The 23,694-nt window shown below is 71.3% G+C and carries 24 protein-coding genes; 13 read left to right on the forward strand and 11 right to left on the reverse strand.

The window, feature by feature from the left end; all coding sequences use genetic code 11:
• Positions 1-118: 118 nt before the first annotated feature.
• Positions 119-1,000, forward strand: coding sequence for a DUF4097 family beta strand repeat-containing protein (locus IF655_RS13330; RefSeq protein WP_199584939.1), 882 nt, complete (start codon positions 119-121; stop codon positions 998-1,000).
• Between the two features lies 1 nt (position 1,001).
• Positions 1,002-2,063 (forward strand): PadR family transcriptional regulator, encoded by a 1,062-nt coding sequence (locus IF655_RS13335; protein ID WP_199584940.1) that lies wholly within the window; start codon positions 1,002-1,004, stop codon positions 2,061-2,063.
• A 24-nt stretch (positions 2,064-2,087) separates the two neighbouring features.
• On the opposite strand, the gene IF655_RS13340 is transcribed toward IF655_RS13335, so the two are convergent.
• Both IF655_RS13340 and IF655_RS13345 read right to left on the reverse strand, forming a co-directional pair.
• Positions 2,088-3,050 carry a zinc-binding dehydrogenase gene (locus IF655_RS13340; RefSeq protein ID WP_199584941.1) on the reverse strand — a complete coding sequence of 321 codons (963 nt, stop codon included), beginning with the start codon at positions 3,048-3,050 and terminating at the stop codon, positions 2,088-2,090.
• 214 nt (positions 3,051-3,264) lie between these two features.
• On the reverse strand, positions 3,265-4,488 hold the full coding sequence (locus tag IF655_RS13345) for an NADP-dependent malic enzyme (protein WP_199584942.1): 1,224 nt from the start codon (positions 4,486-4,488) through the stop codon (positions 3,265-3,267).
• 668 nt (positions 4,489-5,156) lie between these two features.
• On the opposite strand from IF655_RS13345, the gene IF655_RS13350 reads away from it, so the two are divergent.
• From IF655_RS13350 to IF655_RS13360, 3 genes are read left to right on the forward strand one after another with little or no spacing between them, the layout of a single operon-like run.
• Complete coding sequence (locus IF655_RS13350; RefSeq protein ID WP_199584943.1) at positions 5,157-6,113, forward strand: ABC transporter substrate-binding protein; 957 nt, start codon at positions 5,157-5,159, stop codon at positions 6,111-6,113.
• A 28-nt stretch (positions 6,114-6,141) separates the two neighbouring features.
• Positions 6,142-7,071: an amino acid ABC transporter permease gene (locus IF655_RS13355; RefSeq protein WP_199584944.1), complete on the forward strand. Its 930-nt coding sequence runs from the start codon at positions 6,142-6,144 to the stop codon at positions 7,069-7,071.
• Positions 7,068-7,868, forward strand: coding sequence for an amino acid ABC transporter ATP-binding protein (locus tag IF655_RS13360; protein ID WP_277952679.1), 801 nt, complete (start codon positions 7,068-7,070; stop codon positions 7,866-7,868). Before IF655_RS13355 ends, IF655_RS13360 begins: the two co-directional genes overlap by 4 nt.
• A gap of 146 nt (positions 7,869-8,014) precedes the next feature.
• Here the strand turns inward: IF655_RS13360 and IF655_RS13365 are convergent, their stop codons facing one another.
• Positions 8,015-8,776: a trans-aconitate 2-methyltransferase gene (locus IF655_RS13365; protein WP_199584945.1), complete on the reverse strand. Its 762-nt coding sequence runs from the start codon at positions 8,774-8,776 to the stop codon at positions 8,015-8,017.
• A gap of 101 nt (positions 8,777-8,877) precedes the next feature.
• On the opposite strand from IF655_RS13365, the gene IF655_RS13370 reads away from it, so the two are divergent.
• Positions 8,878-9,507, forward strand: a complete 630-nt coding sequence (locus IF655_RS13370) for an ABATE domain-containing protein (RefSeq protein ID WP_199584946.1) — start codon at positions 8,878-8,880, stop codon at positions 9,505-9,507.
• Here IF655_RS13370 and sodX read toward each other — a convergent pair.
• Together sodX and IF655_RS13380 are read right to left on the reverse strand one after the other, a co-directional pair.
• Positions 9,411-9,842 carry a nickel-type superoxide dismutase maturation protease gene (sodX, locus tag IF655_RS13375; RefSeq protein WP_199585199.1) on the reverse strand — a complete coding sequence of 144 codons (432 nt, stop codon included), beginning with the start codon at positions 9,840-9,842 and terminating at the stop codon, positions 9,411-9,413. The two genes, IF655_RS13370 and sodX, sit on opposite strands and share 97 nt — an antisense overlap.
• Before the next feature lie 34 nt (positions 9,843-9,876).
• Positions 9,877-11,520 carry a transposase gene (locus IF655_RS13380; RefSeq protein WP_199584947.1) on the reverse strand — a complete coding sequence of 548 codons (1,644 nt, stop codon included), beginning with the start codon at positions 11,518-11,520 and terminating at the stop codon, positions 9,877-9,879.
• A 275-nt stretch (positions 11,521-11,795) separates the two neighbouring features.
• On the opposite strand from IF655_RS13380, the gene sodN reads away from it, so the two are divergent.
• Positions 11,796-12,191 (forward strand): superoxide dismutase, Ni, encoded by a 396-nt coding sequence (gene sodN, locus IF655_RS13385; protein WP_199584948.1) that lies wholly within the window; start codon positions 11,796-11,798, stop codon positions 12,189-12,191.
• A gap of 128 nt (positions 12,192-12,319) precedes the next feature.
• Here the strand turns inward: sodN and IF655_RS13390 are convergent, their stop codons facing one another.
• Together IF655_RS13390 and IF655_RS13395 are read right to left on the reverse strand one after the other, a co-directional pair.
• Positions 12,320-12,853 carry an SMI1/KNR4 family protein gene (locus tag IF655_RS13390; protein WP_374100277.1) on the reverse strand — a complete coding sequence of 178 codons (534 nt, stop codon included), beginning with the start codon at positions 12,851-12,853 and terminating at the stop codon, positions 12,320-12,322.
• A gap of 25 nt (positions 12,854-12,878) precedes the next feature.
• Positions 12,879-13,490, reverse strand: a complete 612-nt coding sequence (locus IF655_RS13395) for a TetR/AcrR family transcriptional regulator (RefSeq protein WP_199584949.1) — start codon at positions 13,488-13,490, stop codon at positions 12,879-12,881.
• A 94-nt stretch (positions 13,491-13,584) separates the two neighbouring features.
• On the opposite strand from IF655_RS13395, the gene IF655_RS13400 reads away from it, so the two are divergent.
• Positions 13,585-14,544, forward strand: coding sequence for a beta-ketoacyl-ACP synthase III (locus IF655_RS13400; protein WP_199584950.1), 960 nt, complete (start codon positions 13,585-13,587; stop codon positions 14,542-14,544).
• Between the two features lie 126 nt (positions 14,545-14,670).
• On the opposite strand, the gene IF655_RS13405 is transcribed toward IF655_RS13400, so the two are convergent.
• Entirely contained in the window at positions 14,671-15,915 is a 1,245-nt protein-coding gene (locus tag IF655_RS13405; protein ID WP_199584951.1) for a family 2 encapsulin nanocompartment cargo protein polyprenyl transferase, read from the reverse strand.
• Positions 15,916-16,033: 118 nt separating this feature from the next.
• On the reverse strand, positions 16,034-17,440 hold the full coding sequence (locus IF655_RS13410) for a family 2B encapsulin nanocompartment shell protein (RefSeq protein WP_199584952.1): 1,407 nt from the start codon (positions 17,438-17,440) through the stop codon (positions 16,034-16,036).
• Positions 17,441-17,768: 328 nt separating this feature from the next.
• Here IF655_RS13410 and IF655_RS13415 point away from each other — a divergent pair, with 328 nt between their 5' ends.
• Together IF655_RS13415 and IF655_RS13420 are read left to right on the forward strand one after the other, a co-directional pair.
• The gene (locus IF655_RS13415) at positions 17,769-18,362 is read left to right on the forward strand and encodes an N-acetylmuramoyl-L-alanine amidase (RefSeq protein ID WP_199584953.1); all 594 of its coding nucleotides are present in this window, start codon (positions 17,769-17,771) and stop codon (positions 18,360-18,362) included.
• 36 nt (positions 18,363-18,398) lie between these two features.
• Entirely contained in the window at positions 18,399-19,283 is an 885-nt protein-coding gene (locus IF655_RS13420) for a 1-aminocyclopropane-1-carboxylate deaminase/D-cysteine desulfhydrase (protein WP_199584954.1), read from the forward strand.
• A 5-nt stretch (positions 19,284-19,288) separates the two neighbouring features.
• On the opposite strand, the gene IF655_RS13425 is transcribed toward IF655_RS13420, so the two are convergent.
• Positions 19,289-20,884, reverse strand: a complete 1,596-nt coding sequence (locus IF655_RS13425; RefSeq protein WP_199584955.1) for a Na+/H+ antiporter — start codon at positions 20,882-20,884, stop codon at positions 19,289-19,291.
• Between the two features lie 62 nt (positions 20,885-20,946).
• Between IF655_RS13425 and IF655_RS13430 the strand changes: the two genes are divergently transcribed.
• From IF655_RS13430 to IF655_RS13440, 3 genes are all read left to right on the forward strand, one after another.
• On the forward strand, positions 20,947-21,207 hold the full coding sequence (locus IF655_RS13430) for a UBP-type zinc finger domain-containing protein (RefSeq protein ID WP_161178067.1): 261 nt from the start codon (positions 20,947-20,949) through the stop codon (positions 21,205-21,207).
• A gap of 385 nt (positions 21,208-21,592) precedes the next feature.
• Positions 21,593-22,009: an anti-sigma regulatory factor gene (locus IF655_RS13435; protein WP_018544439.1), complete on the forward strand. Its 417-nt coding sequence runs from the start codon at positions 21,593-21,595 to the stop codon at positions 22,007-22,009.
• On the forward strand, positions 22,006-23,136 hold the full coding sequence (locus tag IF655_RS13440) for an RNA polymerase sigma factor SigF (protein WP_199584956.1): 1,131 nt from the start codon (positions 22,006-22,008) through the stop codon (positions 23,134-23,136). Before IF655_RS13435 ends, IF655_RS13440 begins: the two co-directional genes overlap by 4 nt.
• A gap of 72 nt (positions 23,137-23,208) precedes the next feature.
• On the opposite strand, the gene IF655_RS13445 is transcribed toward IF655_RS13440, so the two are convergent.
• The gene (locus IF655_RS13445; protein ID WP_199584957.1) at positions 23,209-23,661 is read right to left on the reverse strand and encodes a hypothetical protein; all 453 of its coding nucleotides are present in this window, start codon (positions 23,659-23,661) and stop codon (positions 23,209-23,211) included.
• Positions 23,662-23,694: the final 33 nt, after the last annotated feature.

Here is a 23,694-nt window from a genome sequence, read left to right on the forward strand (position 1 = left end):
AAGCCGCTCGCGAGGCGCTCACGAAAGAGTGTCTTGACTTCCGACAGCCGCGATATATCGTGTCTCTCGTAGACGCGATATGGCGTGACGTGTCGCGTGTCCTTGCCGAGGAGGCCCCATGTCCGAGTGGTCCGTCGCCGAGCCCCAGAAGCTCACCTTCGACGCCCCCGTGAGCGAACTGCACGTGCGCATCGTCAACGGTCTGGTGAACGTGGTGGGCACCGAGGAGAGTTCCGCCCGCCTGGAGGTCTCCGAGATCGAGGGTCCACCCCTGATCGTCACCCAGCAGGGCGGCACGCTGACGGTGGCGTACGAGGACCTGCCCTGGAAGGGCTTCCTCAAGTGGCTCGACCGCAAGGGCTGGCGGCGCAGCGCGGTGGTCTCCCTCGCCGTGCCCGCCGACACCCGCGTGGAGGTGGGCGTGGTCGGCGCCGGGGCGGTCGTCTCGGGCGTGCGCGGCCCCTCCGCGGTCAAGGGCGTCACCGGGGACACCACGCTGGTCGGCCTCTCCGGACCGGTCCGCGCGGACACCGTCTCCGGCAATCTGGAGGCCCAGACCGTCACAGGCGACCTGCGCTTCAACTCGGTGTCGGGCGACCTGACGGTGATGGACGGCTCCGGCCCCTCCGTCCGCGCCGACTCCGTCAGCGGCTCGATGATCGTCGACCTGGACCCGGCCGGTCCCACCGATGTCCGGCTGACCAGCGTCTCCGGCGAGATCGCCATCCGTCTGCCGCACCCCGCGGACACGGAGGTGGAGGCGAACACCGCGAGCGGGCAGATCTCCAACGCGTTCGACGGTCTGCGGGTGCACGGCCAGTGGGGCGCCCACAAGGTCACGGGCCGGCTGGGCACCGGCAGCGGGAGGCTCAAGGCCACCACGGTCTCCGGTTCCATCGCCCTGCTGCGCCGCCCGGCGACCGAGCACACGGACGGGTGGGCAGGTCCCGGGACCGCTCCGGGAGACAATTCCTCGACGACCGACAAGAAGGTGCTCTGACATGCCTCCCGTCTTCGCTCACGGCCGCCTGCGCCTGTATCTGCTGAAGCTGCTCGACGAGGCGCCCCGCCACGGCTACGAGGTGATCCGGCTCCTCGAAGAGCGCTTCCAGGGTCTGTACGCCCCCTCGGCAGGCACGGTCTACCCCCGTCTGGCCAAGCTGGAGGCGGAGGGTCTGGTCACCCACACCACCGAGGGCGGCCGCAAGGTGTACGCGATCACCGACGCCGGCCGCGCCGAACTGGCCGACCGCAGCGGTGAACTGGCCGATCTGGAGCTGGAGATCCGCGACTCGGTCGCGGAGCTGGCCGCCGAGATCAAGGCAGACGTGCGCGGCGCGGCGGGCGACCTGCGCCGCGAGATGCGCGCGGCCGCGACCGAGGCCCGCCAGGGCAACCACACCGGTTCCGCCCAGTCCCACGCCTACGGCGACCAGAGCGGCGACCCGGAGTCGTGGCGGGCCGCCAAGGAGGAGCTGCGCCGGGCGAAGCAGGAGTGGAAGGAGCAGGCACGGCGCGCCAAGGACGAGAGCCGCCGGGCCCGCGAGGAGGCGCAGCGGGCCCGCCGCCAGGCCCAGGAGGCGCAGTCGCGGGCGCGGGCCCAGGCACAGGAGGAGATGCAGCGCGTCGCCCGCCGGGTCCAGGAGCGGGTGCAGGACGCCTTCGGCCGGGGCGACTGGCCGACCGGGGTCCGCGAGGGCATCTCGGAACTGGCCCGGGAGTTCGGCGAGTTCGGCAAGAGCTACGGCGACTACGGCAAGGAGCACGGCAAGACCCCCGGCCCCGGCCGGAACGCGCCCCCTGCCGGCGGCCCCCTCACGGAGCCGGAATTCTCCACCGTCCCGGAGGACTTCCCCGCCGAGTACGCGCCGGAGTGGGCCCACGAGGACCCCACCGGCGACCCGGCGCGCGATCTGGACCGCCTCCTCGACCGCTTCCGGGACGACATCCGCGACGCCGCCCGGGACCACGGCGTCACCGACGACCAGCTCCGGGAGGTCCGCCACCGCCTGGCGACGGCGGCGGCCCAGGTCGGCTCCGTGCTGCGCCGCCCACGGGTCTGACCCGGCGGCACCGGCGCGGCGGGGTCAGGGGGTGAGCACGATCTTCCCGAACTGCCCGCCGGACTCCAGCCGTTCGAAGCCCTCGCGGGCGCGGTCCAGCGGCAGCACCTCGTCGATGACGGGCCGCAGCCCGGTGAGGGCGCAGAAGGACAGCAGGTCCTCCAGCTCGTCCTTGGTGCCCATGGTGGAGCCGACGACCTTCAGCTCCAGGAAGAAGATGCGGGTCAGTTCGGCGTGCGAGGGCCGGTCGCCGCTGGTCGCGCCGGAGATGACCAGCGTGCCGCCGGGCCGCAGGGACTTCACCGAGTGGGACCAGGTGGCCGCGCCCACGGTCTCGATCACGGCGTCCACCCGCTGCGGCAGCCGCGCCCCCGGCTCCACCGCCTCGACGGCGCCCAGCTCCAGGGCCCGCTTGCGCTTCGCCTCGTCCCGGCTCGTGGCGAAGACGCGCAGCCCGGCCGCCTTGCCGAGCATGATCGCGGCGGTGGCGACCCCGCCGCCCGCGCCCTGCACGAGGACCGAGTCGCCGGGCCGTACCCCGGCGTTGGTGAACAGCATCCGGTACGCGGTCAGCCACGCCGTCGGCAGACAGGCCGCCTCGGCGAAGGACATGCCCTGCGGCTTGGGCAGCAGGTTCCAGGTGGGCACGGCGACCTGTTCGGCGAAGGTGCCCGGGTAGCGCTCGGTGAGGATCGAGCGGGGTTCGCGGGGCCCGACTCCGTAGCCGGTCTGCCCGATGACGGCGTGCAGGACGACCTCGTTGCCGTCCGCGTCGACCCCGGCGGCGTCGCAGCCGAGGATCATCGGCAGCCGGTCCTCGGGGAGCCCGACGCCCCGCAGGGACCAGAGGTCGTGGTGGTTGAGGGAGGCGGCGCGGACGTCGACGGTGCTCCAGCCGGGCCGGGCCTCGGGAGCCGGGCGCTCCCCCAACTCGAGGCCGGACAGCGGCTGGTCACGGTCGATCCGGGCGGCGTAGACAGCGAACATGGGCCCGACGATAGGTTCCGCCCGCCCCCGGACGGAACCGGCGGACGGTGTGACACACACCCTCTTGCCTCCGGCACCCGAGCGGCGCAACGCACCGCGCGCACCACGGCGGTGGAACGACGGAACGGTCCCGCCCGGGAAGGGCAGGACCGTTCAGCCGGCACAGGACACGGTCGGCACGGCACGAAGCCGATCGCCGCCGCGTCCGTGGACGTCAGCGCCGGGCCACGCCCTCCGCGCGGGCGGCCGCAGCGACGGCCGCCGTCACGGCGGGGGCGACCCGCTCGTCGAAGGGCGAGGGGATGACGTAGTCGGGGGCGAGGTCGTCGCCGACGACGGCGGCCAGCGCCTCCGCGGCGGCGATCTTCATGCCCTCGGTGATCCGGCTCGCCCGCACCTGGAGCGCCCCGGCGAAGATACCCGGGAAGGCGAGGACGTTGTTGATCTGGTTCGGGAAGTCGGAGCGCCCGGTCGCGACGACGGCCGCGTACTTGTGCGCCACCTCGGGGTGGACCTCCGGGTTCGGGTTGGCCATCGCGAACACGAAGGCGCCCTCGGCCATGGAGGCGACGGCTTCCTCGGGGACCGTACCGCCGGAGACGCCGATGAAGACGTCCGCGCCCACGAGGGCGTCCTCCAGCGAGCCGGTGATGCCCGCCTTGTTGGTGAAGGATGCCACCTCCCGCTTCACGTCCGTCAGGTCGGTGCGCTCCGCCGAGACGACGCCCTTGCGGTCGGCGACCGCCACGTCCCCGATGCCGGCCTCGACCAGCATCCGGGCGATGGCGACCCCGGCCGCTCCGGCGCCGGAGATGACGGCGCGCAACTGTCCGATCTCCCGCCCGCTGAGCCGGGCGGCGTTGCGCAGGGCGGCGAGGGTCACGATGGCCGTGCCGTGCTGGTCGTCGTGGAAGACCGGGATGTCCAGCCGTTCCTGCAGGCGCCGTTCGATCTCGAAGCACCGGGGGGCCGAGATGTCCTCCAGGTTGACCCCGCCGAAGGAGGGGGCGAGCCGGACGACGGTCTCGACGATCTCGTCCACGTCGGTGCAGTCGAGCGCGATCGGCACCGCGTCGACCCCGCCGAACTGCTTGAACAGGATCGCCTTGCCCTCCATCACGGGCAGGGACGCCTCGGGACCGATGTCCCCGAGACCGAGCACGGCGGTGCCGTCGGTGACGACGGCGACGACCGAGGACTTCCAGGTGTAGTCGTTGACGAGATCGGGCTGTTGAGCGATCGCGGTGCACACGCGCGCCACACCGGGCGTGTACGCGAGGGAAAGGTCGTCCTTGTCGCGGATCGGCACGGTGGCCCGCACGGCCATCTTGCCGCCCCGATGCAGCGCGAACGCGGGATCGAAGGTGTCCAGGGGCTCGGCCCCGCCCTCCGGTCCGGTACCGCTGTCGCTGCGAGGATTGACGATCTCCGCTGCCACTTTGTCTTACCCCTTAGGTATGCATGGTTTGAGGGTCGGCCGCTCCGGGTGAGGAGCGGGCGGGCACCGCGTACGGCTCTTGGGCGGTGAAGCGGGAGCACATACGCGACGGGCGCGCCGCACACGCGCCCTGAGCCCCGGATGAGGGGTGTAAAGAACCTTCTTACCGGACGGACGGGCGGACCACGAGTCCATTGGGCGCAAGGTCACATGGCGTGCCCGCGCCAACCGCCTGACGCGCGCCCCCTTCATGCCGAGCCGACGACCCGACGCGGGCCCGCCCCAGACCCGCCCCAGACCCGCCCCGGGCCGCCCCGGACCGCCGCGACGGCACCCGGACACCCGCCCGGGCACCCGCCCGGACCACCCCTTCGCCAGGTGTGCGAATGCCCCGAATGCACGCGCTCCGGCCATCCGAATCGTGAGACATGGCGTCGATTTTCCGGCCTGGGGAGTGAATTTCCGCAAATTATCCGGCGGGGGTGCAGCGGGGTTGTACCGACCTGATGCGGTTCGGGATCACCCGTTATCCGATTTTGACATTGTGACGACCCTGAATGGCCCAGTCCGAATGGCAGGATGCCGTAAACCCATGAGGTCGCGACACACGAAGGTGTGTGTTGTCGTCGTCCCATCGGACCTCTTCCCATCCGCCGGAGGAACCCACGATGACCGCAAGCTCCACCCGTCGCACGACCACGCGCACCCGCATTGCAGCGGGCGGTGCGATCGCGGTCGCGGGCACCCTGCTGCTCACCGGCTGCGGTGACCACACGGACAAGTCCGCCGGCTCCGGCACGACGTCGAACGCGTCCGCCCCGCTCGCCGACAAGCTCCCCGCCGACATCCGCAAGGCGGGTGTCATCAAGGTCGGCTCGGACATCGCGTACCCGCCGGTCGAGTTCATGAAGAACGGCGACGCGACCGGCATCGACCCGGACATCGCGGCCGCCCTCGGCAAGCAGCTCGGCGTCACCTTCGAGTTCCAGAACAACAAGTTCGACAACCTGATCGTGGGCCAGCAGGCCAAGCGCTTCCAGGTGATCATGTCGGCGATGAACGACACCAAGGACCGCCAGACCGGTGTCGACTCCAGCAACGGCAAGAAGGTCGGCAAGGGTGTCGACTTCGTCGACTACTTCACCGCCGGTACCTCGATCCTGGTCCAGAAGGGCAACCCGAAGGGCATCAAGTCGCTGGACGACCTGTGCGGCAAGGTCGTGGCCCTGCAGAAGGGCACCACCTCCGAGGGCATCGCCCGCGAGCAGATCAAGAAGTGCAAGAAGGACGGCAAGAAGCCGATCACCCTGCAGACCTACGACACCGACCCCGAGGCCCTGCTGCGCCTGAAGCAGGGCGCCTCCGTCGCCGACCTCAACGACTTCCCGGTGGCCGCGTACAACGCGAAGACCTCCGGCGGCGGCAAGGACTTCGAGGTCGTCGGCGACCAGATCGAGGCCGGTCCGTACGGCATCGCCGTCGCCAAGGAGAACACCCAGTTGCGCGACGCCCTGCAGGCCGCGCTGGACGCCATCATCAAGAACGGCGACTACGCGAAGATCCTGCAGAAGTGGAACGTCACGGACGGTGCGGTGACCGAGGCGAAGATCAACGGCGGCTCCTGAACCTCGCGCATCACGAAAGGCAGTCGCTGTGACTGACACGGTCGACAAGGCTCCGGCGCCCTCGGTGCCGCCGGAGCAGATCAAGGCCATCCCGGTACGTCACTGGGGACGCTGGGTCTCCGGCGTCGTGGTCGTCGCCATCCTGGCGATGATCGGGATCGCCTTCTCCAACGCGAAGATCAACTACAGCGTCATCCCGGACTACCTCTTCGACCCGGACATCATCTCGGGCGCCTGGACGACGCTGTACATATCCGTGCTGGCCATGGTGCTCGGCGTCGTCCTCGGCGTGGTGCTCGCCGTCATGCGGCTGTCGTCGAACCCGGTCACCAGCACGGTGTCCTGGTTCTACATCTGGCTCTTCCGCGGCACGCCGGTCCTGGTGCAGTTGCTGCTCTGGTACAACATCTCGCTCGTCTTCCCGGTCCTCAACCTGGGGTTCTACAAGAACGAGATGAACGACGTCATGACGCCGGTCCTGACCGCCCTGCTGGGTCTCGGCCTGAACGAGGCCGCGTACATGTCGGAGATCGTCCGCGCCGGCATCCAGTCCGTCGACGAGGGCCAGACCGAGGCGTCGCACGCGCTGGGCATGACCCAGGGCAAGACGCTGCGCCGGGTGATCCTGCCGCAGGCCATGCGGGTCATCGTGCCGCCGACCGGCAACGAGTTCATCAACATGCTGAAGACCTCGTCGCTTGCCTACGCCGTGCAGTTGCCCGAGCTGATCAAGAACGCCCAGGACATCTCCAGCACCTCGCTCGCGGTGGTCGAGATGTACTTCGTCGCCTGCATCTGGTACCTGTTCCTGACCACGATCTTCAGCATCGTGCAGTACTACGTCGAACGGCGCTTCGCCCGCGGTTCGACGCGGAACCTCCCGCCGACGCCGCTGGAGCGGCTGCGGAAGAACCTCCGCCTGTTCACCTCCTTCCGCCGCCCGGAGGTGGCCCGATGAGCAAGCTCACCAAGGACGTCGTGCCCAGCACGAGCGGCGCCCCGATGGTCAGGGCCGAGGGGGTGCACAAGTCCTTCGGACCGGCGCACATCCTCAAGGGCATCGACCTGGAGGTGAACCCGCGCGAGGTGTTCTGCCTGATCGGCCCGTCCGGTTCCGGCAAATCCACCTTCCTGCGGTGCATCAACCACCTGGAGAAGATCACCGCCGGACGGCTGTACGTCGACGGCCAGTTGGTCGGCTACCGCCAGAAGGGCGACAAGCTCTACGAGCTGAAGGAGAGGGAGGTCGCGGCGCAGCGGCGGGAGATCGGCATGGTCTTCCAGCGCTTCAACCTCTTCCCGCACATGACGGCGCTGGAGAACGTCATGGAGGCGCCGCTCCAGGTCAAGCGCGAGGGCAAGGCGGCGGCCCGGGAGCGCGCCGAGCAGCTCCTCGACCGCGTGGGGCTCGGCAGCCGCAAGGGCCACTACCCGGCCCAGCTCTCCGGCGGTCAGCAGCAGCGCGTCGCCATCGCCCGCGCGCTGGCGATGCAGCCCAAGCTGATGCTCTTCGACGAGCCCACCTCGGCGCTCGACCCGGAGCTGGTCGGTGAGGTCCTCGACGTGATGCGCGACCTCGCGGAGGACGGCATGACGATGATCGTCGTCACGCACGAGATGGGCTTCGCCCGCGAAGTCGGCGATTCGCTGGTCTTCATGGACGACGGCGTCGTGGTCGAGGCGGGTCACCCGCGCGAGGTGCTGACGAATCCGCAGCACGACCGGACGAAGTCTTTCCTTTCGAAGGTTCTCTGACGAGATTCCCTGAAAAACGACGGACAGCGGACGGTGTCCCCGAATTTCACGCGATGCGCGCGAAAAGGGGGCACCGTCCGCTGTTTCCGGCACCTCGGTTCGCCGTTTCCGGCACCGCCGAGAATTCACCCGGCAATTAAGTCTGACTATTTCAGCGCGAGGAGCAGCGTGTCCGACGGCGAGCACCACACCGGCCGGGCCTCCGCGAACCCCTTTTCGCGCAGGGCCGCCGCGTGCCAGGCCGCGGACGGGGTCTCGCCGTCGGCGTGCTCGCCGTAGATCTCGAAGCGGCGGGCGGTCGGCTCCGCGAGCACCGGGTCGGCGGCGGCGAGCCGCCACCAGTCGGCCCAGTCCAGGGCGCCCGCCCGCCTTGCCTCCTCCATGCGGGCGTGCCGCTGCTCGCGCTCGGCCGCGTTGACGCGGGGCGTGGTCTCGTCGGGCATGTGGTCGGCGTTCATGAAGACACCGCCGTCACGGGTCAGCTTCGCGAGCCGGCCGTAGAGATCGGTGAGGTCGTCGAGGTGCAGCCAGTGCAGGGCGGTGGCGGTGAGGACGGCGTCGTACGAGTCGTACGGCAGCGCCGCCGTCCACGCCGGGTCCTTGAGGTCCGCCTCCACGAGCGTGACCCGGTCGTCGCCCTCGAAGGTGCCGCGGGCGATGGCGAGCAGGGCCGGGTCGAGGTCGACGCCGGTGCTGGTGGCGCCGGGGAACCGGTCGAGCAGCCGGGCGGTGATGGTGCCGGTGCCGCACGCGAGGTCGAGCACGCGGGGAGTCGGACCCGCGAACGCCTCCACCATGTCGAGCATGATCCGGAACCGCTCCTCGCGGTCCGGCAGGTACCACTCCTGCTGCCGGTCCCAGCTCTCCTGCCAGGCAGCCCAGTCCGTGCCGATGCTGTCGGTGGTCATGAAACCCCGCCCCTCCCGTGTCCGGCGTAATACCCTGGATGGGCGAACGTCTGTTACCCGCCCGCCGACACGACCATAGAGCGCCCGCGTAAGGATTACTAGTGGAACTGGCCTATTACTCGGACTACGCCGTACGCCTCGTCAACAGCGAGGAACCGGCGCGGGGCAAGGACTCCCTGACCTCCGTCGAGGCCGTCCGCGACCTCTTCGGCGCGAACTCCCAGGCGGCCCGGCGCGCCACCGACGCCGACGTGACCCGCTTCCGCTCGGTCCGGGGCAGGCTGCGCGGGGTCTTCGAGGCGGCCGACCAGGACGACGAGACCCTCGCCGTCGACCTACTGAACTCCCTGCTCCTGGAGTTCCCGGTCAGCCCGCAGATCTCCGGTCACGACCACCGCGACGAGGACGGCCGCCCGCTGTGGCACATGCACCTGGCCGACCACCCCTCCAACGCGACGGCGGGTTACGCCGCCATCGCCGCGATGGGTCTCGCCTTCCACCTCACCGAGTACGGCGTGGACCGCCTCGGGCTGTGCCAGGCCGCGCCCTGCCGCAACGCCTACCTGGACACCTCGACCAACCGCTCCCGGCGCTACTGCTCCGACCGCTGCGCGACCCGCGCCAACGTCGCCGCCTACCGCGCCCGCAAGCGCCTGGCGGCCGACCGGTCCGACAGCAGCGGCCTGGCGGCCGAGAACAGCCAGCGGGCCAGCGCGAGCGGCGAGCGCTGACCACCGAGCGGGCGGTAGCGCAGCCACGCCCGCCCGAGGATGAGCTCCTCGGGCACGACGCCGTAGTCGGTGCTGTCGCCGCCCGCGTAGGGGTTGTCGCCGAGCACCCACCAGCCGCCCTCGCGCCGCTCGGCCGCCCGCTTGACGACCAGCAGGTCCTGCTGGAAGGGATGCCGCAGGACGACCACGTCACCGGGCCTGACCTGAGCGCCGTACCGCAGCAGCAGCCGGTCCCCGTGCCGCAGGGTGGGCACCATGGACGGCCCCGTGACCTCCGCCAGCCCGAAGGGCGGCAGCGCCCTGCCCCGCTCGGTCTCCTGCGACAGCTCCGGCATCCCCGGCACCTCCCCGGTCCGTTCCTCCACAGTCTCAGTGTGACCGTTCCTGGAAGCTGAGTGGGAGGGAGTCCTGTAGCCAGGTCTCGTCCTCAGCCATGTGCCCCGAACGGTGTTGGGCACGCTGGTCGCCCGCTTTCGCTCCGCGCCCGGCGCGCACGGATCGTGTCCGTGGTCCGGGAACGCGGGGGCGGGGTTCCTCACGCCCCGGGGCGCCTGGTCCGGCCTGGACGGTCCGATGCCCCTGCCCATCACTCCGGTGGGCAGAGGGCGGTGCCGTCCGTCGCCGGATCGGGTGCCCCAGAGCGCGTCGTCCGATCGCCACCGATGCCGCGTGGTGGCGAGTGGGTGTGCGATGGGCGCTGGTGAGAGGCTTCTGCCAGTGTTGGGCACCCCACCTGCTGGTGTAGGCGGGGTCGACGGCGATCAGGGGGACGTCGTGTTCGGCTGCCATGCCGACGAGCCGGGCCCGCAGCCTGGATGTCGGCATACCGGAGACCAGCCGACGGAACCGCTTCTGGCGCCCGTGCTTCTCGCGGGTGGTCTCGGCGGTGAAGTCGAGATCCTCGACCGCGATCGCCAGACCGTGGCGTTCGGCCCAGTGCACCAGCCGGATCAGGGCGTGACGCATCTGTGCATCACGGTGGGAGGCAGTGCCGGACAGGTCGCAGGCAAAGGTACGCGACTCCCCCACCGGATTGCCGTGGACGTCGAGGCGCCAGGTGGCGAGGTGGTCGGCGTTCATGTCGACGCCGATCAGCCCATGTGCGCGAGCGGCGGTCAGCGGCAGCACCGTCACCGGAGGCAGGGTCCAGGAGGCGGTGAGATACCAGCGACCGCGAACGGTGTCCTCGTGAATGCGGTAGGCGACCGCCCGATTCGCAGTGACACGGTCACGCCACTGCTCGCCCCGGTGCGCGAACGCGACCCGCGCACTCAGGACATACCGGCCGCGCGGAACGTTCGCCAGATGCGCGAGCGGCGCGGGGAGCTTGATGCTGACCTCACCGTCCGGGCTGACCCTGATCGTCTCGTTCCCGTACCGCTTCCCCGACTCCCCATCGGCGGCGAGAAACCGGCGTGCGGCCCGCCACCGCTCCCGCCACTGTTCTTCGGTCAGACCGGCTGCGTCGAGGTGGTGGCGGGAGTTCAACAGCCGCTTGCCGCCCCGCACCACCCGCACCACACCCGCCTCCCAGTCCGCGCGCGCCGACCGCAACCGGTCCTCCAGCACCCGCAGACGACGAGACTTGGCAAACCATTCCCGCCGCGAACGGTAACCACCCGGCGCCCGCTTACCGCCCTTCTGCCCGACCGGCAGGGACAGTCGGTGGACGATCAAACGCACCGCCGCCTCCAGCCCCCGCACATGCGCAAGCTGCGCCCGCCGGGCCAAACCCCACTGATCATGCGTGGCCTTGGTGAGCGACCCCGCCCACCGCGACGACGACTCCACCGTGAGCACGCGCTTGCGCTCCGCCCACTGACCGTTGTCGTGGTCCAACCCGGATTCGCAGCGTGCCTTCAGGTCACGCGAGGCGAGGGTGCCGAGATGGTCACCCACCAGCCTCAGCACCCGCTCGTCCTCCACGCTCGGATGCTTGAGCCGGTCCCGGACCGCGACACCGGAGGGGCCGGGCACCACGAAGGGCACCGAGATCGCCCGCTGACCACCCACCCCACCCCTCCCTCCGGGCGTCAGGCCACCATCAACCCATCCAACGACCTACTCCCCGGAAAGGTCACTCATTCGGCACGCGAACCCCTGTTCCCCGCGCAACCACCCGGCAGACCTCGGCCATCCGTCCCCGCCAGACCGCACTGCACCTTGTTGCACAACAAGCAGCCGGCACCCCGGACTTTTGTCCTAAGCCCTGGGGGGCACTCGGGAAAACCAGTGCCTCAGGGAGTAATGTCCCACCTGAGAAGACGATCACGAGGAAGGAACGCTCCATGCTTTCCCGCCTGTTTGCCCCCACGGTCACGGTGAGCGCTCACTGCGACCTGCCCTGCGGCGTGTACGACCCGGCTCAGGCCCGCATCGAGGCGGAGTCGGTGAAGGCCATCCAGGAGAAGATGGCCGCCAACGACGACCCCCACTTCCAGATCCGCGCGACGGTGATCAAGGAGCAGCGCGCCGAGCTGGCGAAGCACCACCTGGACGTGCTCTGGAGCGACTACTTCAAGCCGCCGCACTTCGACAGCTACCCCGAGCTGCAGAACCTCCTCAACGAGGCCGTGAAGTCCCTGTCCGCCGCCAAGGCTTCCGTCGACCCGGCGACCGGCCAGAAGGCGCTGGACTACATCGACCAGGTCGCCAAGATCTTCTGGGAGACCAAGAAGGCGTGACCCTCGCTGGGCTCTTTGACTCGCGTTCGCACGGGTCGTATCGCCTAGCCGCCCGCACCCGGACCGCGGACCGTCGAGCACGGCGTCCGTGACGGTCCGGGTGCGGCTTTTTCATGGCTGACGGGGCTTCAGCGGCACAGTTCCATGATGGTGTCGTCGAAGGCGGGGAACTCCCGTGCGGCCTGCGCGATGATTTCCGCCACCGATGCCCGGCGGTCCGCGCCGAAGCGCTCCGCGATGGCGGCGAGGTCGTTGTCGAGCCGGGGAGTCCAGTCGGGGTCGGGGGCGTGCGGGGCGACCGCCTCGCAGGGGCCGTACCCGTCGGCCAGCAGCCACAGGAAGGCTGCCAGGTCCTGGGCGACGACGCCCGTCTCTCCTTCGGAGCCCAGGAAGACCACGGGCTGCTCGACCAACTCCCGCCCTGCGCGCGCCAGCCAGAACGCCACGTAGCCCCCGGACCCGTCCTGCCCGAACACCCGGAACTCGTCCCCGGTCACCTCGTCGTTGCCCGTCCACGCCTGGAACCAGTCGGTGGTCTCCTCGGCGGACAGGAACGAGTCGTAGGGCTCGAAGTCGACGTCGTCCTCGCCGATGCGCTTGAGGCGGACCGCCATGGCGGCGGCGAGTGGGGCGGGGAATCGGTGATCTTCGGTGGTGGTCACGTGAGGAGCGTAGCGAGCCGTCTGATCAGGCGTGGGGGCCCAGCAGGCGGTTCAGGGCCCGGCGGGCTCGGGTGCCTGCCGTCGGGTTGGCGAAGAGCTGTATCTCCTGGTTCAGGGCCAGGTAGAGGCCGATCAGTTCGAAGACGAGTTGGTCGGGGTCCGTGTCCGGGGGGAGGTCGCCGGAGGTCACCGCTGTGCGGATCTCCGTGGCGAGGCGACGGCGCCACACCAGGGACAGCCGGGCGACCGTGTTGCGGACGGGGCCGGTACGGCCGTCGAACTCGATGGAGGCCGTGGTGAAGAAGCAGCCGCCGGGGAAGATGTCGTCGGCGGTTTCGAGGTAGGTGACCCAGGCTTCGCAGATCGCGCGCAGGCGGGGCAGACCCGGGGTTTCGGCGGCGGCGGGTTCCCAGACCAGGCGGGAGAACTCGACGGCCGCGCCCTCCAGAGTGGCGAGCTGGAGGGCTTCCTTGGTGCCGAAGTGGCCGAGGACGCCCGCCTTGCTCATCTCCAGGTCGGCGGCGAGGCGGCCGATGGTGAGTCCTTCGAGGCCGTCCACCGAGGCGAGGGCGATGCCGCGCCGGACGATGCGCTGCCGGGTTCGGCGGGCTTCGGCGGCGGACTTGCGAGGGCTCATGGCGTCCATCGTAGCGAGGCTCACTCCTTTAACTTCCGACCGATCGGTTGCTATATTCCGGCGACGTCGAGACGCCGAGCCGAGGAGATCACCTGTGCCCGTCACCGCCGCGCCGGGAAGCCGCGTCACCGCGCTGGGTCACTACCAGCCCGCACGCGTCCTGACCAACGACGACCTGGCCGCCCTGGTCGACACCGACGACGAGTGGATCCGGCGCCGTACCGGTATCGCCACCCGCCGTATCGCCGCCGAGGACGAGTCGGTGACCGACATGGCCACCGCCGCCGCGGGCAAGGCGCTGGCCGCGTCGGGGCTCGCGCCCGCCGACATCGGGATGATCACCGTGGCGACGTGCAGCGCGATCGACCGGTGCCCCTCCATCGCCGCCCAGGTCGCCGGGCGGCTCGGGCTGCCCTCCCCCGTCGCCTTCGACCTCAACAACGGCTGCGCCGGGTTCTGCACCGCCCTCGCCTGCGCCGACCACTCGCTGCGCGCGGGCGCCGCCAGGAACGCCCTGGTCATCGGCGTCGAGAAGATGTCCGACGTCACCGACTGGACCGACCGCCGCACCTGCGTCCTGCTCGGCGACGGCGCGGGCGCCGCCGTGCTGAGCGTCGCCGACGAGGGCGGGATCGGGCCGGTCGTCTGGGGTTCCGACCCCGGTCGGGGCGACGCCGTCCGGCTGGTCGACGACTGGCATCCGCGCTTCGCCCAGGACGGCCAGACCGTCTTCCGCTGGGCCACGACCGAACTGCCCGCCATCGCCCGTGAAGCCTGCGCGCGGGCCGGGCTCGCCCCGTCCGACCTGGCCGGGGTCGTCACCCACCAGGCGAACCTGCGGATCATCGACGTCATCCTGCGCCAACTCGACCTGCCCGACAGCGTGGTGATCGCGCAGGACGTGGTGGAGTCCGGCAACACCTCCGCCGCCTCCGTGCCGCTCGCCCTGTCCAAGCTCACCGAGCGGCGTGAACTGCCGAGCGGCGCCCCGGTTCTGCTGCTCGCGTTCGGCGGCGGGCTCTCCTGGGCGGGGCAGGTCGTCACCTGCCCCTGACGGACCTCCCCAGGCACCCGCGCGGGCACCGGCACGACCGGAGCCCCCGGCGACCGTGCGGGATCAGGGGGCGCACGGGGGCGGGGGCTCCGGGGTAGGGGGCGGTCAGGCAGGGGCGCGGTGGTGTCAGTTGGTGCGGCGGGTGACGAATTCCGCCAGGGCCAGCAGACCGCCCGCCGCCTCCGGGGCGGGTACCGCGCGGGAGAGTTCCTGGACGGCGCGTGCCATACGGTCGGCGGCTTCGGCCTGGGCCCAGTCGCGGCCGCCCGCCTGTTCCACGGCCAGGGCGGTGCGGGCGATCTCGCCGTCGGCGTCCGCGTACGGGCGGGCGTACAGCGCGGCCAGTTCGGCGGACGCCGGGGTGCCGGAGGTGAGCGCGGCGACGACCGGGAGGGACTTCTTGCGGACGACGAGATCCGCGCCGGACGGCTTGCCGGTGCGCCGGGGGTCGCCCCATATGCCGATCACGTCGTCGATCAACTGGAAGGCGAGGCCCGCCTGGCGGCCGAAGCCGTCCAGCGCCGCCACCTCCTCGGGGTCCGCGCCCGCGTACAGCGCGCCGAGGGCGCAGGCGCAGCCGAGGAGGGCGCCGGTCTTCGCCTCGGCCATGGTGAGCACCTCGGCCAACCCGACCTCGGTGGGGGCGCGTTGCTCCAGGGCGGTGTCGGTGTGCTGGCCCGCGCACAGTTCGATGACGCACTGAGCGAGGCGCGCCGCCGCCGGTACGGACGCCGGGTGCGGGTCGTCGGCGAGCAGGCGCAGGGCGAGTGCCTGGAGGGCGTCCCCGGCGAGGATCGCGTCGGCGTCGCCGAAGACGGTCCAGGCGGTGGGGCGGTGGCGACGGGTGGTGTCGCGGTCCATCACGTCGTCGTGCAACAGCGTGAAGTTGTGGACCAGTTCGACCGCCGCTGCGGCCCGCACCGCCGCCACCCGGGCGGACGGACCGCCCAGCGCGGACGCCGCCGCGAGCACGAGCGCGGGCCGGATCGCCTTGCCCGCGTTGCCCGCCGCCGGACTGCCGTCCGCGTGCTGCCAGCCGAAGTGGTAGAGCGCGATACGGCGGAGCGCTCCGGGCAGCGACTCGATCGCGGCGCGCAGCTCCGGGTCCACCAGCTCCCGGGTCCGCTCCAGCAGGACCGTCGCCTCCGCGCCGGCCTCCTCCACCGTGTCGTGTTCGTCGAACCCCCGGGTCTCCCCCGCCCGTTCCGGCCCGTCGAGCGCCCCGGTGTCCTCCAGCGGCTCGCGCTGCCCCGGCGGGCGCGGCGGCGTGACCGCGCTCCCCGCGACCGCGCTCCCCGTGCCCGCGTTGCCCCTACCCGCTCCGCCCGTGCCCGGCGGACGCTGCTCCGCCTGCGTCATGAACTCGGTCATGACTCCCCCTCCCGAAGTGCGAGCGCGTGGCCCCGTCCGGCACGGCGCCGGGCGGGTCCTCCCCCCGAAGGGGTTCCCGCCCGGTGGGGCGGGAACCCGGGTGCGCGGTGGCGCGAGGTCACCGCCACCGGCCGATCTCGACGTTCTCCAGCACGCCGAGCGCGTCCGGTACCAGGACGGCCGCCGAGTAGTACGCGGTGACCAGGTAGTTGATGACGGCCTGCTCGTTGATGCCCATGAAGCGGACGGACAGGCTCGGCTCGATCTCGTCCGGGATGCCGGACTGGCGCAGGCCGATGACACCCTGCTCGGCCTCGCCGGTGCGCAGGGCGATGATCGAGGTCGTACGGGCGTCGCTGACCGGGATCTTGTTGCAGGGGTAGATCGGCACGCCGCGCCAGGTGGGGATGCGGTTGCCGCCGACGTCGATGGTCTCCGGGACCAGTCCGCGCTTGTTCAGCTCGCGCCCGATCGCGGCGATGGCGCGCGGGTGGGCGAGGAGGAACTTGGTGCCCCGGCGGCGGCTGAGCAGCTCGTCCAGGTCGTCCGGGCCGGGGACGCCGTCGTGCGGCTGGATGCGCTGGTCGTACTCGCAGGCGTGCAGGAGACCGAACTCCCGGTTGTTGACCAGCTCGTGCTCCTGGCGCTCCTTCAGCGCCTCGACCGTGAGCCGCAACTGCTGCTCGGTCTGGTTCATCGGCTGGTTGTAGAGGTCGGCGACGCGGGAGTGGATGCGCAGCACGGTCTGGGCGATGCTGAGTTCGTACTCGCGCGGGCGCGCCTCGTAGTCCACGAAGGTGTGCGGGATGTCGGGCTCGCCGGAGTGGCCGGCCGCCAGCTCGACCTCCTTCTCGCCGTACTTGTTGGTCCGCTGGTCCGGGATCGATCGCAACTGCTGGAGATGGCCGCGCAGGGAATCGGCGCGCTCGGCGACCTGCTCGAAGTCCTGGCGGCTGAGGATCAGGACGGTGCAGGCGGTGTCCGCGCGGGCGGTGTACTCCCAGATGGCGTCGGGGTCGAGCAGGGACTGCTCGCCGAAGTAGGCGCCGTCGGCGAGGACGCCGAGCACCGCGTCGTCGCCGTACGGGCCGGTGCCGATCTTCTCGACCCTGCCGTGGGCCAGCAGGTACACCTCGTCGGACTGGCTGCCGAAGGAGGCGATCACCTCGCCGGGCGCGAAGTCCCGCTGGCGGCAGCGGCGGGCCAGCTCGGTCAGCACCTCCTCGTCCTCGTAGTCGCGCAGGGCGGGCAGCTCACCCAGCTCGGCCGGGATGACCTCGACCTGGTCGCCCGTCTTCACGAAGGTGACGCGGCCGTCCCCGACGGTGTATGTCAGCCGCCGGTTGACCCGGTACGCGCCGCCCTTCACGTCGACCCAGGGCAGACTGCGCAGCAGCCAGCGGGAGCTGATCTCCTGCATCTGCGGTGCGGACTTGGTGGTGGTGGCCAGGTTCCGCGCCGCCGCCGTGCCGAGAGACTGCTGCGGCTTGGCCTGCTCGGTGCGGACCTCTTCGCCTACCGACATAAGGAAATGCCCTCCCATGTATGCCCGGTGCCCGATCTCGCGGGGCACCGGTCCCACGACCGAGCTTTCCATCACGCAACGTGCTCGCACCATTACCCGAAAGAAGGGGAATGGATCATCCGACTCATGGGCATTTGGCGCGACTTTGTCCAGGTCGCGGGCGCTCGGTGGCCGCGCCGCGAAGACCGTCCCCCGCCTCCGCCCCAAGTTGTCCGAATCGGCTCGCACACCGTGCGAACGATGTGAGCCCGACCCCCGGGCATCGGTAGAAGCACCGATAGGAACAGGCCGCTTTCCCGCGGTCCCGCACGGCACGAAGGAGGCGGTCATGTCCTCACCCATGTCCGCGAGCGCGTTTCTGACCGCCCTCAAGCAGGAGGGGCTCACGGTCGTCGGCGTCGACGACTGGCGGCACCACAGCCGCAACCACAAGGGGCCCTGGGGTCCGGTCCACGGCGTGGTGATCCACCACACGGCGACCAAGGGCAGCGAGCGCACGGTGGAGCTGTGCCGCACCGGCCACGACGACCTGCCCGGACCGCTCTGCCACGGCGTGATCACCAAGGACGGGAAGGTCCACCTGGTCGGCTACGGCCGCGTCAACCACGCCGGTCTCGGCGACGACGACGTGCTGCGCGCGGTGATCGCGGAGAAGGGGCTGCCGCCGGACAACGAGGCCAACACCGACGGCAACCGGTACTTCTACGGCTTCGAGTGCGAGAACCTCGGCGACGGCGAGGACCCCTGGCCGGACGAGCAACTGGACGCGATCGTGCGAGCCGCGGCGGCCGTCTGCCGCCACCACGGCTGGACGGAACGGTCGGTCATCGGCCACCTGGAGTGGCAGCCGGGCAAGGTGGACCCGCGCGGCTTCACGATGAAGTGGCTGCGGGCGCGGATCAAGGAACAGCTCAAGGGCTGACCCGCCGCGCCGCTCACCCCGGGCGACAATGACCCCATGCCCCTCGGTCCCGCCCTCCCCTCCCCCCTCACAGAGATCCAGGACAACCGTTTCTCCCGGCACGGCGTACGCCTCCTGCTCAAGCGCGACGACCTGATCCACCCGGAGCTGATCGGCAACAAGTGGCGCAAGCTGATGCCGAACGTCGAGGCGGCGGGCGGGCGGGAGCTGGTCACCTTCGGCGGGGCCTACTCCAATCATCTGCGGGCCACCGCGGCGGCGGGCAGGCTGCTCGGCTTCCGTACGACCGGGGTGGTGCGCGGCCAGGAGCTGGCGGACCGCCCGCTGAATCCCTCGCTGGCGCGCTGCGCGGCCGACGGGATGCGGCTGCACTTCGTGGAGAGGGCGGCGTACCGGCGCAAGGACGAGCCGGAGACCCTGGCGGCGATCCTGCGCGCGGCGGGCGCCGAGGGGGCGTACGTCGTCCCGGAGGGCGGCAGCAACGCCGAGGCGGTACGCGGCTGCGAGGCGCTCGGCGCGGAGCTGCGCGGCCGGGCCGAGGTGGTCGCGGTGGCCTGCGGGACGGGCGGCACGCTGGCCGGTCTGGCGGCGGGGCTCGCGCCAGGTCAGCGCGCGCTCGGCATTCCGGTGCTCAGGGGCGGCTTCATGGAGGGTGAGATACGTGCCCTCCAGGAGCGCGCGTTCGGCGCCCGTAGGGGCTCCTGGTCGCTGGACGACCGCTTCCACTGCGGCGGCTACGCGCGGACGACGCCGGAGCTGGAGGCGTTCGCCGAGGAGTTCGAGAAGCTCCATGGACTGCCCGTGGAGCGGCTGTATGTCGCCAAGTTGCTGTTCGCCCTCACCACGCTCGCGCAGGAGGGCGCCTTCCCGCGCGGGACGCGGGTCGCGGCGGTGATCACCGGGCGCCCCTTCGAGACCTAGGCGACCTACCCCGCCTCGCGATACGCCGCCGCCTCCTCCAGGTCCAGCCTGCGCAGCAGTGCGCGCAGCATCTCGTCGTCGATGTAGCGGTGGTCGCGCAGCCGGACGAAGACCTCGCGTTCGGCGCTGATCATCTCGCGGGAGAGTCTGCGGTAGGTGTCGTCCACGGATTCGCCGGTGACCGGGTTGACCTGGCCGAGCCGTTCCCAGACGGCGTTGCGGCGGCGCTCCAGGACGGCGCGGAGCCGGTCGGCGAGGGGTCCGGGCAGGGTGTTGCGCTCGTCGGACAGGAGGGCGTCGAGCCGGGACTCGGCGGCGAGCGACGCCTGTGCCTGGGCGTTGGCCTCGGCCAGGGTCTGCGCCTGCTGGTCGCGCCCGGGGAACTTGAGGAGCCGGATCAGCGGCGGCAGCGACAGCCCCTGGACGACGAGGGTGCCGATGACGGTCGTGAAGGTGAGGAAGAGGATCAGGTTGCGCTGCGGGAAGGGCTCGCCGCCGTGCACGGTGGCCGGGATGGAGAAGGCGATGGCGAGGGAGACCACACCGCGCATCCCGGCCCAGCCGGTGACCAGGACGCCCCGCCAGGTGGGGTTCTCCTCGCGGGTCCGCACGCGCTCCGAGAGGATGCGGGGCACGAAGGCGGCCGGGTAGACCCAGACGAACCGGGTGAGGACGACGACCGCGAAGAGGGCGACGGCGTATCCGGCGGCAGCCCCCGCCTCGTACGCGCCGAGTCCCTTGAGGACGCCGTGCAACTGGAGTCCGATGAGGGCGAAGACGGCGGACTCCAGGATGAAGGCGACCATCTTCCACACCGCCTCCTCCTGGAGGCGGGTGGCGAAGTCGACCTCCCACGCGCGGTGGCCGAGATAGAGCGCGACGACCACGACCGCGAGCACCCCGGAGGCGTGCAGTTGCTCGGCGACGCCGTAGGCGACGAAGGGGATGAGCAGGGAGAGGGTGTTCTGGAGGAGGGGCTCCTTCAGATGGGTGCGCAGCCAGTGCAGCGGGGCCATGAGGACGAGACCGACGCCGACCCCGCCGACGGCGGCGAGCAGGAACTCCTCCACCCCGCCCGACCAGGTGGCGCCCTCCCCGATGGCGGCGGCGAGGGCGACCTTGTAGGCGGTGATGGCGGTGGCGTCGTTCAGCAGGGACTCGCCCTGGAGGATCGTCGTGATCCGGGACGGCAGTCCGACCCGGCGCGCGACGGCGGTGGCCGCGACCGCGTCGGGCGGTGCCACGACCGCGCCGAGCACCAGGGCGGCGGTCAGCGGGAGCCCCGGGACGAGCAGATGCGCGGCCCAGCCGACGGCCACGGTCGCGAAGAGCACGTAGCCGACCGAGAGCAGGGCCACCGGGCGGACCTGGGTGCGCAGGTCGAGGTAGGAGCTGTCGGTCGCGGAGGTGTACAGCAGCGGGGGCAGCAGCAGCGGCAGGACGACCTCGGGTTCGAGGGTGTAGTCGGGGACCCCGGGGATGTACGAGGCGGCCAGGCCGACGGCGACCAGCAGCAGGGGTGCCGGCACGGGGGTGCGCCGCGCCGCCCCGGCGACGGCGGCGCTGCCCGCCACCAGCAACAGCAGCGGCATCACGTCCATGGTCCTCGCCCGCCCTCGTTTTTCCGCGCGGTCACCCGCGCACCCGACGTAATCTGGCAATCATGAAACAGTGCACGCACGTCGACGCGCTGCCGCTCCCGGAACCCGGACCGCTCAGCGAGACGTGCCTGGAGTGCCTGGCGGACGGGACGGACCCGGTGCAGTTGAGGATCTGCCTGAGCTGTGGCCACATCGGCTGCTGCGACTCCTCGCCGAACCGGCACGCGACCAAGCACCACGCGGACTCGGGTCACCCCGTGATGCGGACCTACGAACCGGGCGAGGACTGGCGGTGGTGCTTCGTCGACCATGTACTCGTATGACAACGCGCGCGTGCACCTCCACGACGCGCGCGGACGGCCCCGCACTCGTAGGATCGTGTGCCCGCACGGGCATGTGCTCGCGGCGATGCCCGTGTGACCATGCGTTTCGTGATGTGGACGAGCGGGTGACAGGCACCCCCACCGCGGACGGTTCGACCGCCTGACGCCTGGGTACGTCAACCCGGCGCGCGCTCTTCCCATTTGGACCCGCAAACCCCCTAGACACGGAGCGTATTCAGAGTTTTACTGTGAGTGACGCCAGGGGGTCGGGGTCATGGGGACAGGAACGTTCCGGGCGCGATAGCGTCACCGCGGAACCACCGAACGCGTTACGCCGGGGGGCGACCCTCGGCCCCGTAAAGCTTGTACCACCATGGAGGTGAGGGTGTCCCAGATCGCAGGCGAGCCCACGGCGAACCAGGACTTCGTGGAAGTCCGTCTGCCGGCCGCGGGTGCCTACCTGTCGGTGCTGCGGACGGCCACGGCCGGTCTGGCGGCCCGTTTGGACTTCACCCTGGACGAGATCGAGGACCTGCGCATCGCGGTCGACGAGGCCTGCGCGATCCTCCTCCAGCAGGCCGTGCCGGGGTCCGTGCTGAGCTGTGTCTTCCGGCTCGTCGACGATTCGCTGGAGGTCACGGTGTCCGCACCGACGACCGACGGCCATGCCCCGTCGCGGGACACGTTCGCCTGGACCGTTCTCTCGGCCCTGGCGGGCAAGGTCTCGTCCGCCGTGGACGAGGACCGGACCGTGTCGATCAGCCTGTACAAACAACGCGGCGCGGGCCCCGGCCCGGCGTGAGGAACGGGGACGGTCCGGTGCGGGACGAAGAGCGCGGCACAAGGCGGCTGCCGACCGGGGAGACGGGTGCTCCCCGCTCGGGCGAGGCCGAGAACCCGAGGCAGAGCCCGGCGGACGTACCCCGGCACATGGCCGACGGCGTCGACGGCATTCCCGAGCAGGCCAGACCCCATCCGGAGGACGACTCCGCGCGGGTCGGCGGCGAGGGGACCGTGCGGAGCACGCCCCTGGGGCAGCGCGGCGGTGGTGCCGCCCGCGCCGGGGCGGGGGCTCGGGGAAGGGCGACGGGCGGGACGATGAGCGAGCACGAGCGATACGCCGAGGACGCGGCGCCGGGCACGACGGAGGCCGTACGCGCGGCACCGCACGACCCGCACGACCGCAGCGGCGCCCGCGCGCTGTTCATCGAGCTGCGCGGCCTGCAGGACGGCACCCCGGAGTACGCGGAGCTGCGCAACCGGCTGGTCCGGATGCATCTGCCGCTCGTCGAGCACCTGGCGCGCCGCTTCCGCAACCGCGGCGAGCCGCTGGACGACCTCACCCAGGTCGCCACCATCGGTCTGATCAAGTCCGTGGACCGGTTCGACCCGGAGCGCGGCGTCGAGTTCTCGACGTACGCCACCCCGACGGTCGTCGGCGAGATCAAGCGGCACTTCCGGGACAAGGGCTGGGCGGTGCGGGTGCCGCGCCGCCTCCAGGAGCTGCGGCTGGCGCTGACCACCGCGACGGCGGAGCTGTCGCAGTTGCACGGCCGCTCCCCCACGGTGCACGAGCTGGCCGAGAAGCTGGCCATCTCCGAGGAGGAGGTCCTGGAGGGTCTGGAGTCGGCCAACGCCTACTCCACGCTGTCCCTGGACGTCCCCGACACCGACGACGAGTCCCCGGCGGTCGCCGACACCCTCGGCGCCGAGGACGAGGCGCTGGAGGGCGTGGAGTACCGGGAGTCGCTCAAGCCGCTCCTGGAGGATCTGCCGCCCCGGGAGAAGCGCATCCTGCTGCTCCGCTTCTTCGGGAACATGACCCAGTCGCAGATCGCGCAGGAGGTCGGCATCTCGCAGATGCACGTCTCGCGGCTGCTGGCCCGCACGCTGGCGCAGTTGCGGGAGAAGCTGCTGGTGGAGGAGTAGGCACTGGGGGGCGTCTCCCCTGGCGCCTAGTCCGCCCGTCCCGGAGCGCCCAGTCCGCCCGTCCCGGAGCGCCTAGTCCGCCCGGCCCGGTCCCTTGATGCCGAGGGCCTGGGCCGTGGCCGGGTTGACCAGCAGGACCAGGGAGGCCACGGCCACCGCCGCGAGGGCGATACCGGCCGGGATGGCCACGCTGTCGGCCTTGAGCAGGTTGTAGGCGACCGGCAGGGCCAGGACCTGGGTGATGACGGCGGGACCCCGGCTCCAGCGGCGCATGAGGAACAGTCCGCGCGCTGCCAGCAGCGGCAGCAGCGCGAGCACCACGAGCGTGATCCCGCCGGTGACCGCCTGCTGACGGTCGTCCGGGGCGCCGGTGAGACCGAGCACCAGGATCCACCCGGCGGCGATCACCAGCCCGGCGCCCTGCACGGCGGCCAGCGCGGCCGCCCAGGTCAGCCGACGCGGGCGGGACACGGGGGTCGCCGGGTCGGCGGCGGTGTCCTGGGCGGGAGTCTGCTCACTGCTCACCCGAGAAGGGTAGCCCTGTGCCGGACGGGCGCC

Source organism: Streptomyces sp. DSM 110735 (genome assembly GCF_016482685.1).
In the GTDB taxonomy this organism is placed as follows: domain Bacteria; phylum Actinomycetota; class Actinomycetes; order Streptomycetales; family Streptomycetaceae; genus Streptomyces.